A 12371-nucleotide genomic window follows, 5' to 3' on the forward strand; every position below is an offset into this window, starting at 1 on the left:
TCAGGCCTCGCCGATGTCGATGATGATGTTGCCGTCGGCGTCCGAACGTGCGCGGTCGCGGGGTTCAAGCACCGTGGTGGCGTCCATCTGTTCGAGGATCGCCGGCCCCTCGATGACGGCATCGAGCGGCAGTTTTTCACGTGCGTAGACAGGCGTTTCGTGCCAGCGGCCGGCGTACCAGACCGGCCTTGTCTCGCGCAGCGCCTCGTCAAGCGTCTTGGCGCGTCCGGCCGGGTCGATCAGTCGCGATAGGTCGATCGCCGGCCGCATGCCGGTCACCGAGGTGTTGAGGTTGACCAGATTGGCGCGGATTTCCGGCAATTCGACCTTGAAGCGGGCGAAATAGGCCTTTTCGAACAGCGCCTGCAGCTCGCTCCGGGTCACCGAGGACGACGGCAGCGCCACGTTGATGATGTGGGTCTGGCCGACAAACTGCATGTCGGCGGAATGGGTGACACGGATCGTCTCCGGCTTCACCGCTTCCTTGCCGATCAGCTCTTCGCCTTCGTTTCGGTGCCGTTCCAATACCACATGGAGCTGGGTTTCATCGAGCACAGCCACCGGCTGGTTGATGGTGTTGACGAAGTCATGGCGCAGATCGGCGACGACGCAGCCGAGGGCGTTGGTGATCCCTGGACGCGCCGGCACCAGCACGCGGGGCAGGCCGAGTTCGCGCGCCAGCGCGGAGGCGTGCAACGGTCCAGCGCCGCCGAAGGCGAACAGCGCGAAATCGCGCGGATCATGGCCACGCGACACCGAGACCATGCGGATGGCGCCGGCCATTTTCATGTTGCCGAGCCGCAGGATTGCGCCCGCCGCCTCGACGCCGGAGAGCCCGGTGGCCTTGCCGATTTTGTCTTCGAAGATACCGGTGACGCGCTCGACGGTGACCGGATTCTCGACCGCCAGCAGCTTTTGCGGCGCCAGCCGCCCGAGCACCAGATTGGCATCGGTGATGGTCGGCTCGGCGCCGCCGCGGCCGTAGCAGATCGGGCCGGGATTGGCGCCGGCACTTTCGGGGCCGATCTGGATCAGCCCGGCCGCATCAACGCGGGCGATCGAGCCGCCGCCGGCGCCGACCGTGTGCACCGCCACCATCGGCACATGGATCGGCATCGCATATTCGATCTCGATCTCGTTCGAGACAGCAGGCTCCGCATTGCGGATCAGCGCCACGTCGGTCGAGGTCCCGCCCATGTCGTAGGTGACGAGGTTTTCGAAGCCGGCGCGCTTGCCCGTATAGGCGGCGGCGATCACCCCGGACGCGGGACCGGACATGACGGTCTTGGCCGATTCCCTGGTGACGAAGCGAGCCGAGATCATGCCGCCATTGCCGTTCATGATCAGGAAGTCGCGGGCGTACCCTTTGGCAGCCAATTCCTTGCGCAGCCGCTCGACATAGCGCTCGAGGATCGGCTGCACCGAGGCGTTGACGGCGGCTGTCACCCCGCGCTCGAATTCGCGCGCTTCCGACAGCAGCGCATGGCCCGCGGTGATGTAGTTGTTCGGCCAGAACTCGGCGGCGATTTCGGCAGCACGCCGCTCATGTGTGGGGTTGGCATAGGAGTGCAGGAAATGGATGACCAGGGACTCGCAGCCGAGGTCTACCAGCGCCTTCACGGCGTCGCGCATTTCGGCTTCGTCAAGCGGCGTGCGCACTGCGCCCGACGCCTCGACACGCTCCGACACTTCCAGCCTGAGATCGCGCGGGATGATCGGCACGAAGCTTCCGGTCATGCCATAGGGCTGCGGCCGGGTGCGCCGGCCAAGCTCGATCACGTCGCGAAAACCGCGTGTGGTGATCATGCCGGTTTTCGCCAGCCGGCGTTCCAGCACCGCATTGGTGGTGGTGGTCGTGCCATGCACGATGAGGTCGATGCCGTCTATGGAAAAGCCGGTGGCGCCAAGCGCTGAAACCACGCCGAAAGCCTGGTTGTCGACCGTGGTTGGCGTCTTGGCGATATGCACCCTGCCGCCGTCCTTGCCGTCGATCAAAATGAGGTCGGTGAAGGTTCCGCCGACATCGATGCCGGCAACGACGTTACCCAGGGAATCCGGCTGTTGCACCGAAAAATTCTCTTTCATTGTCGAAACCCGAAATGGCAGGACTACGAATATGCCGCAGTTTGGAAAGCTGTTTTAGCGTGGTATCTTGACACAAATATCGTTTGTATACTAATAAATTTCGGACACAAGAGCTTACCGCTTTGGAGTGTGTGAACGGCACGCCGGGACCTGAACGGTCCGGGCGCGCAGGAAATGGTTTGGCGCCCGCATATGTGAGTGGGCAGACAGAGTTGGATTTGATGAACACCACATCCGCATTCAACACCGCCGGCGCCCGTCCGTTGCAGTTCCCGATTCCGGCCAATGTCTATGCCGAAACCGTGGTGTCGGTGAAGCACTACACCGACCGGCTGTTCTCGTTCCGCATCACCCGTCCGCAGTCGCTGCGCTTCCGCTCCGGCGAGTTCGTCATGATCGGCCTGCCCAATGCCGAGAAGCCGGTGTACCGCGCCTATTCGGTGGCGAGCCCGGCCTGGGACGAAGAGTTGGAATTCTTCTCGATCAAGGTGCCGGACGGTCCGCTGACCTCCGAACTGCAGAAGATCCAGGTGGGCGACACGGTAATCATGCGCCAGAAGTCGACCGGCACGCTGGTTGTCGACGCGCTGACCCCCGCCAAGCGCCTGTTCATGATCTCGACCGGCACCGGCATCGCGCCCTTCGCCAGTCTGCTGCGCGATCCCGACACCTACGACAAGTTCGAGCAGGTCATCCTGACCCACACCTGCCGCGACAATGCCGAACTGGTCTATGGCCAGGAACTGGTGGCCGCGCTCGAGAACGACCCGCTGATCGGCGAACTGACCGGCGGCCGCGTCACCCTCTACAATTCGACGACCCGCGAAGAGTCCGGCCGCATGGGCCGCATCACCGCGCTGATCGGCTCCGGCAAGTTCTACGCCGACCTCGGCATCGAGAAGCTCAATCCGGAGACCGACCGCATCATGATCTGCGGCTCGATGCACATGCTGAAGGACGTCAAGGAACTGGCTGAAAGCCTCGGCTTCCATGAAGGTTCGCTCAGCCATCCCTCGAGCTTCGTCGTCGAGCGCGCTTTCGTCGGCTGAGAACTGCCGGCGCTTCGGCGCCGGCGCTCTCGGATCGATGTTTTGACCATACGGTCAAAATTCAGCTGCTTTCGCCGCCTTTTTCCGATATGACCGCTTGAAGGACTCGTGAAGCATCGATTCACGGGCTATCTTCGGCGTGTGTCGCCCAAGCTGCTTTGCGGCCCGGAGGAACGACGCGCACCACGACGTAAAATCGTCGAGCGAAAGGGCAGGAGATGAGCAGCACAATCCGCGAAGCCGATCTCGGTACGTCCAAGGTCACACCGCTGCCGGCGCGTGCGGCAGCCAACACCCCTGTCCCACAGTCGCACGGCATAGCCCGCAACACCGGCATGCGGCTCGATCTCGGCTTCATGGAATCGGTGCGCTCCGTCAACCGCTCGGCGCTGGAACGCCGCGTCGCCAGCCTGACCAAAAGGCGCTCGATCAAGGCCGACAACCAGGCGGCATGGCTGCTGCGAGCCGTCTCCTGCATGGACCTGACGACGCTGAATTCCAACGACACCGAAGAGCGTGTGCGCCGTCTGTGCGCCAAGGCGGTCAACCCGTTCCGCCGTGACATTGTCGAAGGACTCGGCATCGAAGGCGAAAAGATCCGCCCGGCGGCGGTCTGCGTCTATCATCCCTTCGTCGCCACCGCCGTGGACGCCGTGCGCGGGACCGGCATCCATGTCGCCGCCGTCTCCACCGCTTTTCCGCACGGCCTCGCGCCGCTGTCGACGCGCCTGCAGGAGATCGAGGCTTCGGTGCGCGACGGCGCCGACGAAATCGACGTCGTCATCCCGCGCGGCCTCGTCTTCGGCGCCAAATGGCAGGAGCTCTACAACGAGATCGTCTCGATGCGCGAAGCCTGCGGCGATGCGCATTTGAAGGTCATCCTCGGCACCGGCGATCTCGCCACGCTGCGCAATGTCATGCTGGCCTCGATGGTGGCGATGATGGCCGGCGCCGATTTCATCAAGACCTCGACCGGCAAGGAAAGCATCAACGCCACGCTGCCCGTCGGCCTCGCCATGGTGCGCGCCATCAGGGCCTATTTCGAGGAGACCGGCTTTCTCATCGGCTTCAAACCGGCCGGCGGCATTTCCACCGCCAAGGCTTCGCTCGACTGGCTGGTGCTGATGAAGGAAGAGCTCGGACGGCCATGGCTGGAGCCAGACCTGTTCCGCTTCGGCGCTTCGAGCCTTTTGACCGATATCGAGCGCCAGCTCGAGCATCATCTGACCGGGCACTATTCGGCCAATCATCGCCACGCGATGGCGTGAGCTCCCACCCTCCCCCTTGTGGGGAGGGTCGCCGCGCAGCGACGGGGTGGGGGTCAGAAGAATCAGATCCGCAGTCGAATGAACCGAATAGACAGAAATTTACCCCACCCCGATCGGCTTTGCCGATCGACCCTCCCCACAAGGGGGAGGGTGAAGGAGGCACCACATGAACATCCTCGAACGTTATCACGCCATGGAATACGGCCCGGCGCCGGAAGCCCGCAACGAGGCCGATGCCTGGCTCGCCGCGCGCGACTTCGGCAAGGCGCTGTTCATCGACGGCGCCTGGAAGGCCGCCGCCAGCGGCAAGACTTTTGACACCAGCGAGCCGTCCTCCGGCAAGCTGCTGGCCAAGGTCTCCGATGCCGGCGCCGCCGATATCGATGCGGCCGTTGCCGCCGCCACCAAGGCACTGCCGAAATGGGCGACATCCTCGGGTTACCAGCGCGCGAAGGTGCTTTATGCCATCGGCCGCGCCATGCAGCGTCATCAGCGCCTGTTCGCGGTGCTTGAGACAATCGACAACGGCAAGCCGATCCGCGAAAGCCGCGACATCGACGTGCCGCTCGCCATCCGCCATTTCATCCATCATGCCGGCTGGGCGCAGGCGCTGGACAAGGATTTCCCTGGCCATAAGGGCGTCGGCGTCGTCGGCCAGATCATCCCATGGAATTTTCCGCTCTTGATGCTGGCCTGGAAGATCGCACCGGCGCTTGCCGCCGGCTGCACGGTGGTGCTGAAGCCGGCCGAGTTCACGCCGCTCACCGCCATTCTGTTCGCCGAGATCTGCGAACGCGCCGGCGTGCCCAAGGGCGTCGTCAACATCGTCCAGGGCGGACCGGAAGCGGGTGTGGCGATCGTCAACCATCCCGGCGTCCAGAAGATCGCCTTCACCGGCTCCTCCGAAGTCGGCAAGATCATTCGCAAAGCCACGGCCGGCTCCGGGAAAAAAATATCGCTGGAACTCGGCGGCAAGTCGGCCTTCGTCGTCTTCGAGGACGCCGATCTCGACAGCGCCGTCGAAGGCCTGGTCGACGGCATCTGGTTCAACCAGGGCCAGGTCTGCTGCGCCGGGTCGCGGCTTCTGGTGCAGGAAGGCATAGCCGAGGCCTTGATCGCCAAGGTCAAGGTCAGGATGAGCCGGCTGCGTGTCGGCAGCCCGCTGGACAAGAACACCGATATCGGCCCGCTGGTCGACGCCACGCAGCTTGACCGGGTCAAGGGCCTGGTTGCCGAGGGTGCTAAACAGGGCGCCGTCTGCTGGCAGCCGGATGCAGCACTGCCGTCTTCCGGCTATTACCATCTGCCGACACTCGCCACCGGTGTTTCGCCGGCTAACATATTGGCGCAGGAGGAAGTGTTCGGCCCGGTGCTGGCCACTATGACCTTCCGCAGCACCGAGGAAGCGATCGAGCTTGCCAACAACACGCGCTATGGGCTCGCCGCTTCGGTGTGGAGTGAAAACATCAACCTCGCTCTGCATGTCGCGCCGCAGCTGAAGGCCGGCGTCGTCTGGGTCAACGGCACCAACATGTTCGACGCCGCCTGCGGCTTCGGCGGCTACCGCGAAAGCGGCTTTGGCCGCGAAGGCGGGCGGGAGGGCATGTTCGAATATCTCGCGGCAAAGCTGCCGCTCGGTCCGGTGATCAAGCCGGCGACGTCTTCCGCGCAGCCGGTCGAGCAATCGGACGGCGGCGCCATCGACCGCACGGCAAAGCTGTTCATCGGCGGCAAGCAGGTCCGCCCGGACGGCAATTACTCGCTGGCGATAGCCACTGCCAAGGGCAAGCTGGCCGGCGAAGTCGGCCTCGGCAACCGCAAGGATATCCGCGACGCCGTTTCCGCCGCTCGCGCCTGCAAAGCCTGGCCGGAGGCGACCGCCTACAACCGGTCCCAGGTGCTTTATTACCTCGCCGAAAATCTGTCCGGCCGAGCCAATGAGTTCGCCGCCCGTCTCACCGAACTGACCGGCGCCAATGCAAAGGCCGCGCGGGAAGAAGTGGAGCAATCCATAGAGCGGCTGTTCCTCTATGCCGGCCTCGCCGACAAGTTCGAGGGCAGGGTGCATCAGCCGCCGGCCCGCGCCGTCACGCTCGCTCTGCACGAGCCGGTCGGCGTCGTCGGCATTGTCGCTCCGGACAGCGCGCCGCTGCTCGGGTTTATCTCGCTGGTGGCGCCCGCCCTTGCCATGGGCAACACCGTGGTCGCCGTGCCATCCGAGCGCTATCCTCTGCTCGCCACCGATCTCTACCAGGTGATCGAATATTCCGACGTCCCGGCCGGCGCCATCAACATCGTCACCGGCCGCATGGCGGAACTTGCAGGCGTTCTGGCCAAGCACGACGATGTCGACGGGCTCTGGGTGTTCGCCGATGCCGAGACCTGCGCCAAGGCGGAGGCCGATTCCATAGGCAATCTCAAGCGCGTCTGGACCGGCAACGGCCGCGGCCTCGACTGGGCGTCCGAGGAGGCTGCCGGCGATGCCCTGCTGCGCCGCGCCGTCGAGGTCAAGAACGTCTGGGTGCCTTACGGCGACTGAGGGTTCGTGCTCCCGTCTCCGGAGCGGACCGTCGGGCTTGACGCCGGAAATAATGTTCTTTAACGAGAAAAAACATTTATCGGGTTGGGCGCAGGCAGCACAATAGTGCTCGCCTGGCACAATGCATCGCGACCGTCTGCCGGTAGAGGCCGGTTGATCGCAAACGGACGAGGAGAAGACGAATGGCGGACCTGGCGGGCAAGACCGTTGTCGTCACGGCGGCGGCGCAAGGCATCGGCAAGGCGAGCGCGCTGGCCTTCGCCAAGGCAGGTGCCGTCGTCTATGCCACCGACATCAACGAAGCGCTGCTGGCCGAACTCACCAGGACCTCCGGCATCAAGACCCGCAAGCTCGACGTTCTCAACGATGATGCGGTGGCATCGGGCTTTGCTGAAATCGGCCGCGTCGACGTGTTGTTCAACTGTGCCGGCTTCGTCCATTCCGGGTCGATCCTCGAGATGAAGGATGCCGATCTCGATTTCGCCTTCAACCTCAATGTCCGCGCCATGATCCGCACCATCCGGGCCGTGCTGCCCGGCATGCTGGAGCGCGGCGACGGCTCCATCATCAACATGTCTTCCGTCGCCGGCGCCGGCAAAGGCGTGCCCAACCGCTTCGCCTATGGCGTCACCAAGGCAGCCGTGATCGGTCTCACCAAGGCAATCGCCGCCGACTATGTCGCCAAGGGCATTCGCTGCAACGCCATCTGCCCCGGCACGGTCGAAAGCCCTTCGCTGCAGGACCGCATGCATGCGCAGGGGGATTATGAGGCCGCTCGCGCGGCCTTCATCGCCCGTCAGCCGATGGGCCGTCTCGGCACGCCCGAGGAAATCGCCGACCTCGCCGTCTATCTCGCCGGCGCCACCTACACGTCGGGGCAGGCCTACAATATCGACGGTGGCTGGTCGATCTGAGCACTATTCCCGATCCGAAGGTCCGGGATCGAGCAGGCCTAAAGTCCGGCTTGTCCGAGATCGGATCCGATAGCCAGAGTCCGCCCAGTCCCTCGTCGCTTTGGCTGAGTGAGTTTGAAAACGGCCTTGGGCCGCAATTTGGAGAGCAAGATGAAACTGCTGCGCTATGGCGAGGTTGGGAGCGAGCGCCCCGGCCTGCTCGATGCGGATGGAACGATCCGCGATCTTTCAGGTCATGTCCCTGATATTGCCGGCAAGACGCTCGATCCGGCGTCGCTCGAGACATTGTCGAAGCTCGATCCGAAGTCGCTGCCGGCGGTGTCCGGAAAGCCCCGGCTCGGCCCTTGCGTTGCCGGCACCGGCAAGTTCATCTGCATTGGGCTGAACTATTCCGACCATGCTGCCGAAACCGGCGCCACCGTGCCGCCGGAGCCGATCATCTTCATGAAGGCCAGCTCGGCCATTGTCGGCCCGGATGACGACGTTTTGATCCCGCGCGGCTCGGAAAAGACCGACTGGGAGGTCGAGCTCGCCGTGATCATCGGCAAAACGGCGAAATATGTCAGCGAGGCCGACGCACTGGATTATGTCGCCGGCTATGCCGTCGCCCATGACGTGTCCGAACGCGCCTTCCAGGCCGAGCGCCAGGGCCAGTGGACCAAGGGCAAGAGCTGCGACACGTTCGGCCCGACCGGCCCGTGGCTTGTCACCAAGGATGAAGTGGCCGACCCGCAGAACCTGAAGATGTGGCTGACGGTCAACGGCAAGACCATGCAGAACGGCTCGACCAAGACCATGGTCTACGGCGTCGCCTATCTCGTCTCCTATCTCAGCCAGTTCATGTCGCTGCATCCCGGCGACATCATCTCCACCGGCACGCCCCCCGGCGTTGGGCTTGGCATGAAGCCGCCGGTGTTCCTGAAAGCCGGCGATGTGGTGGAGCTCGGCATCGAGGGGCTCGGCCAGCAGAAGCAGACCTTCAAGGCGGATGTCTAGCCGCCTCTTCTCCTGGAGCAGTTTACCGTTTCACCGAATGGCGACCTGCTCTAACTCTTTGTTTTGACGCAATTCCCAAGGGAAAGCGCTATGCGCTTTTCCCGGGAAAACCGTTTCACACTTTTCCTGGAATTGCTCCAAGTCTGCGTGCCCGAGGGCTGGCGCCCGCGTCAGCGCCAGCCGAGAGCCGGCGCGACGTGCTTCAGGATAGCCTCGATGACATGGGCATTGTACTCCACGCCGAGCTGGTTGGGGACGGTCAGAAGCAGCGTGTCGGCCTCGGCGATCGCTTCGTCCTCCTTCAGCTGCTCGACCAGCACATCAGGCTCGGCTGCGTAGGTACGTCCGAACACGGCGCGTTTTTCGGGTTCGATGTAGCCGAAATGGTCCTCGCTGTCGTTGCCGCCGAAATAGGCGCGGTCACGGTCGTCGACCAGCGCGAAGATGCTGCGGCTGACCGACACGCGCGGCTCGCGCGCATGGCCTGCTTCCTTCCACGCCGCACGGAAGGCGCGGATCTGTTCGGCCTGCTGGACGTGCAGCGGCTGCCCGCTCTCGTCGAACTTCAGCGTCGAGCTTTGCAGGTTCATGCCGAGCTTGCCCGCCCATTCGGCGGTGGCGTTGGTGGCGGCGCCCCACCAGATCCGGTCGCGCAGACCGGCCGAGAACGGTTCGAGGCGCAGCATTCCGGGTGGATTGGGAAACATCGGCCGCGGATTGGGCTGCGCAAAGCCTTCGCCGCGCAGCACGTTCAGGAAAACCTCGGCATGGTTGCGTGCCATGTCGGCGTCGCTCTGGCCTTCCTGCGGCACGTAGCCGAAGTAGCGCCAGCCGTCGATCACCTGCTCCGGCGAGCCGCGGCTGATGCCGAGCTGCAGCCGGCCGCCGGCGATCAGGTCGGCAGCACCCGCATCCTCGGCCATATAGAGCGGATTCTCGTAACGCATGTCGATGACGGCGGTGCCGATCTCGATGCGGCTGGTGCGGGCGCCGACCGCGGCCAGAAGCGGATAGGGCGAAGCAAGCTGGCGGGCAAAATGATGCACGCGGAAATAGGCGCCGTCAGCGCCAAGCTCCTCGGCCGCCACTGCCAGGTCGATCGACTGCAAAAGCGCATCGGCGGCCGAGCGCGTCTGCGACTGCGAGGAGGGCGACCAATGGCCGAAGGAAAGAAAGCCGATCTTTTTCATGCGTGCATCCTGTTCTTTGCAGGTCCCTACTTCGTCGCCCGTGCGATTGGGTTCAATCATATCTGACGCAACGCAGTGTCAATGGCGCCGACCCTTGACGGTTTCGCGACGATACCCATCAGCGTGCAAAGCACCAGGATTGTCTATTTATCAGAGCCAGCGGATCTCGAACCGGATCTGCCGCGTCGCTTTTGGGGCCAAATGAACCAAGGAAAGGCGATATGTCGCAAACTCCATTCGCTTGACGGGCTGGTTTTGAAATCTTCTCGCTCATTTAATTCTACAAAATCGGTAGCCTTAATGCACATACCATCGTGCAAGGAGCCGCAAAAATGTCGAGAAAGCTGGTGGTGGGGTTGTCTGGCAACCTGACCCGTCCGTCCAAGACCAAGGCTTTCGTCAGCCACATCGCTGGTGAAGTGGCGAGCCGTGCCGGTGCGGCCTTCAGCGTTTTCGACATCGAGGATCTCGGCCCGTCCTTTCCGCTCGCAAGGAAACTTGACGATCTCGATGCGGCGGCCCGCGCCATTGTCGACCAGCTGCTGGGCGCCGATGTGCTGGTGGTCGGTTCGCCCACCTTCAAAGGCAGCTATACCGGTCTGTTCAAGCATTTCTTCGACCTGCTCGACCCGTCATCGTTGCGCGGCAAGCCGGTCATCCTCGCGGCGACCGGCGGCGGCGAGCGCCATTCGCTTGTCGTCGAGCACCAGTTGCGGCCGCTGTTCGGTTTCTTCGAGGCGCAGACCTTGCCGACCGCGATCTACGCCTCGGACAAGGATTTCGCCAATGGCGTGCTGGTGTCCGAAGCCGTCCAGGCGCGAGGCCGGCAGGCGGTGGCCGAGGCATGCCGGGTGGCCGGCGTGCCCTACAGCGTCGTCCGTGCTGCCTGAAGATCAGCAACGCAACATCTCTTCCCGCATAGACCAGAAGGACACCTGCAATGACCCGAGCCAGCAAGTCCGATAGCAAGCCGCGGCAAATCAAGCTCGGCGCCTTCCTGCCCGGCGGCGGGCAGCATATCGCCGCCTGGCGCCATCCCGATGCGCCGGCCGACGGCGCCACCAATTTCGAGTTCCACAGACAGCTGGCGCTGACCGCCGAACGCGGACTGTTCGACGCCTATTTCCTGGCCGACAACCTGACCGTCGGCCTCGGCGCCCGCGAAGGCGGCAATGCCAAGATCGCCGGCTTCGAGCCGGTGACGCTGTTTGCGGCGCTGGCGCCGCTGACCTCGCATCTCGGCTTCATCGCCACGGCCTCCACCACCTATGAGGAGCCCTATACGCTGGCGCGTAAATTCGCGTCGCTCGACCTGTTGTCGAACGGTCGCGCCGGCTGGAACGTGGTGACCTCGGCCGGCGACGAGACGGCGCGCAATTTCAACCGCGACGTCCAGCCCAACCATGCCGAGCGTTATGCGCGGGCGCATGAGCATGTCGAGACGGTCAAGGCGCTGTGGGACAGCTGGGAGGACGACGCCTTCATCCGCGACAAGCAGTCGGGCCGTTTCTACGACAAGGACAAGTTGCACGACATCGACCACAAGGGCGAGCATTTCAGCGTCAAGGGCCCGCTCAACGTGCCGCGCCCGGTGCAGGGACATCCGGTTGTCGTACAAGCCGGGCAGTCGGAAGACGGACGCGGGCTTGCCGCGCACTCGGCCGAAGTCATCTTCACCGCCCATCAGAAGCTCGAGACGGCGCAGGAATTCTACCGCGACATCAAGGCCCGCGTGGCGGAAGTCGGCCGCGACCCCGACCAGGTGCTGATCATGCCGGGCGTCGCCCCCTTCGTCGGCCGCACCGAGGAAGAAGCCCGCGCCAAATACCAGCAGCTCAACGACCTGATCCTGCCCGAGGACGGTGTCGCGCTGCTCAACGGGCTTGCCGGCCAGACGCTCGACATCAGAGGTTATCCGCTCGACGGCCCGCTGCCGCCGAGCAAGGAAACCGAAGGCATGAAGAGCCGCCAGGCGCTGATCCGGCAGATCGCCGACGAGCACAACTTCACCATCCGCCAGCTCTACCAATGGGTGGCGACGGCGCGCGGCCACTACACCATCGTCGGCAGCATCACGCAGGTCGCCGACCAGCTGGAAGAATGGTTCACCAGCGAGGCGGCCGACGGCTTCAACATCCTGCCGCCCTGGCTGCCCGGTGGGCTCGACGATTTCGTCGACCTGGTCATTCCCGAACTGCAACGGCGCGGCCTGTTCCGCACCGCTTATGAAGGCCGGACATTGCGCGAGAATCTCGGCCTCACGCGGCCGGAAAACCCATGGACCGTCGCCCGCTCGACCGTCCTTGCCGCCGAATGATCCTCATAGCTGA

9 protein-coding genes are annotated in these 12371 nt (G+C 64.0%); 7 read left to right on the forward strand and 2 right to left on the reverse strand.

The window, feature by feature from the left end; all coding sequences use genetic code 11:
- Entirely contained in the window at positions 1 to 2085 is a 2085-nt protein-coding gene (locus JQK88_RS04860) for a hydantoinase/oxoprolinase family protein (RefSeq protein WP_192255160.1), read from the reverse strand.
- Between the two features lie 221 nt (positions 2086 to 2306).
- Between JQK88_RS04860 and JQK88_RS04865 the strand changes: the two genes are divergently transcribed.
- The 5 genes from JQK88_RS04865 to JQK88_RS04885 all read left to right on the forward strand — a co-directional run bounded on the left by JQK88_RS04865 (position 2307) and on the right by JQK88_RS04885 (position 8851).
- A complete protein-coding gene (locus tag JQK88_RS04865) occupies positions 2307 to 3134 on the forward strand; it encodes a ferredoxin--NADP reductase (RefSeq protein ID WP_192255158.1) in 828 nt (275 codons plus the stop codon).
- 218 nt (positions 3135 to 3352) lie between these two features.
- Positions 3353 to 4402 carry a deoxyribose-phosphate aldolase gene (deoC, locus tag JQK88_RS04870; RefSeq protein WP_203277636.1) on the forward strand — a complete coding sequence of 350 codons (1050 nt, stop codon included), beginning with the start codon at positions 3353 to 3355 and terminating at the stop codon, positions 4400 to 4402.
- A 166-nt stretch (positions 4403 to 4568) separates the two neighbouring features.
- Complete coding sequence (locus tag JQK88_RS04875; protein ID WP_203277637.1) at positions 4569 to 6941, forward strand: aldehyde dehydrogenase family protein; 2373 nt, start codon at positions 4569 to 4571, stop codon at positions 6939 to 6941.
- 182 nt (positions 6942 to 7123) lie between these two features.
- Positions 7124 to 7855, forward strand: a complete 732-nt coding sequence (locus JQK88_RS04880) for an SDR family oxidoreductase (protein ID WP_192255152.1) — start codon at positions 7124 to 7126, stop codon at positions 7853 to 7855.
- Between the two features lie 150 nt (positions 7856 to 8005).
- Positions 8006 to 8851 carry a fumarylacetoacetate hydrolase family protein gene (locus JQK88_RS04885; protein ID WP_192255150.1) on the forward strand — a complete coding sequence of 282 codons (846 nt, stop codon included), beginning with the start codon at positions 8006 to 8008 and terminating at the stop codon, positions 8849 to 8851.
- 170 nt (positions 8852 to 9021) lie between these two features.
- Here the strand turns inward: JQK88_RS04885 and JQK88_RS04890 are convergent, their stop codons facing one another.
- Positions 9022 to 10041 (reverse strand): LLM class flavin-dependent oxidoreductase, encoded by a 1020-nt coding sequence (locus JQK88_RS04890; RefSeq protein ID WP_192255148.1) that lies wholly within the window; start codon positions 10039 to 10041, stop codon positions 9022 to 9024.
- Positions 10042 to 10373: 332 nt separating this feature from the next.
- Between JQK88_RS04890 and msuE the strand changes: the two genes are divergently transcribed.
- Positions 10374 to 10931, forward strand: coding sequence for an FMN reductase (msuE, locus tag JQK88_RS04895; RefSeq protein WP_192255146.1), 558 nt, complete (start codon positions 10374 to 10376; stop codon positions 10929 to 10931).
- 50 nt (positions 10932 to 10981) lie between these two features.
- Positions 10982 to 12358: an LLM class flavin-dependent oxidoreductase gene (locus JQK88_RS04900; protein ID WP_192255144.1), complete on the forward strand. Its 1377-nt coding sequence runs from the start codon at positions 10982 to 10984 to the stop codon at positions 12356 to 12358.
- Positions 12359 to 12371: the final 13 nt, after the last annotated feature.

Origin of the sequence: Mesorhizobium caraganae, assembly GCF_016836705.1 — a bacterium.
Classification (GTDB): domain Bacteria; phylum Pseudomonadota; class Alphaproteobacteria; order Rhizobiales; family Rhizobiaceae; genus Mesorhizobium; species Mesorhizobium caraganae.

Bases quoted from the DNA above. Each gene is read 5' to 3' on its own strand.
- deoC (WP_203277636.1), top strand. From the start codon at position 3,353: ATGAGCAGCACAATCCGCGAAGCCGATCTCGGTACGTCCAAGGTCACA.
- JQK88_RS04880 (WP_192255152.1), top strand. From the start codon at position 7,124: ATGGCGGACCTGGCGGGCAAGACCGTTGTCGTCACGGCGGCGGCGCAA.
- JQK88_RS04890 (WP_192255148.1), bottom strand. From the start codon at position 10,041: ATGAAAAAGATCGGCTTTCTTTCCTTCGGCCATTGGTCGCCCTCCTCG.
- msuE (WP_192255146.1), top strand. From the start codon at position 10,374: ATGTCGAGAAAGCTGGTGGTGGGGTTGTCTGGCAACCTGACCCGTCCG.
- JQK88_RS04865 (WP_192255158.1), top strand. From the start codon at position 2,307: ATGAACACCACATCCGCATTCAACACCGCCGGCGCCCGTCCGTTGCAG.
- JQK88_RS04900 (WP_192255144.1), top strand. From the start codon at position 10,982: ATGACCCGAGCCAGCAAGTCCGATAGCAAGCCGCGGCAAATCAAGCTC.
- JQK88_RS04860 (WP_192255160.1), bottom strand. From the start codon at position 2,085: ATGAAAGAGAATTTTTCGGTGCAACAGCCGGATTCCCTGGGTAACGTC.
- JQK88_RS04885 (WP_192255150.1), top strand. From the start codon at position 8,006: ATGAAACTGCTGCGCTATGGCGAGGTTGGGAGCGAGCGCCCCGGCCTG.
- JQK88_RS04875 (WP_203277637.1), top strand. From the start codon at position 4,569: ATGAACATCCTCGAACGTTATCACGCCATGGAATACGGCCCGGCGCCG.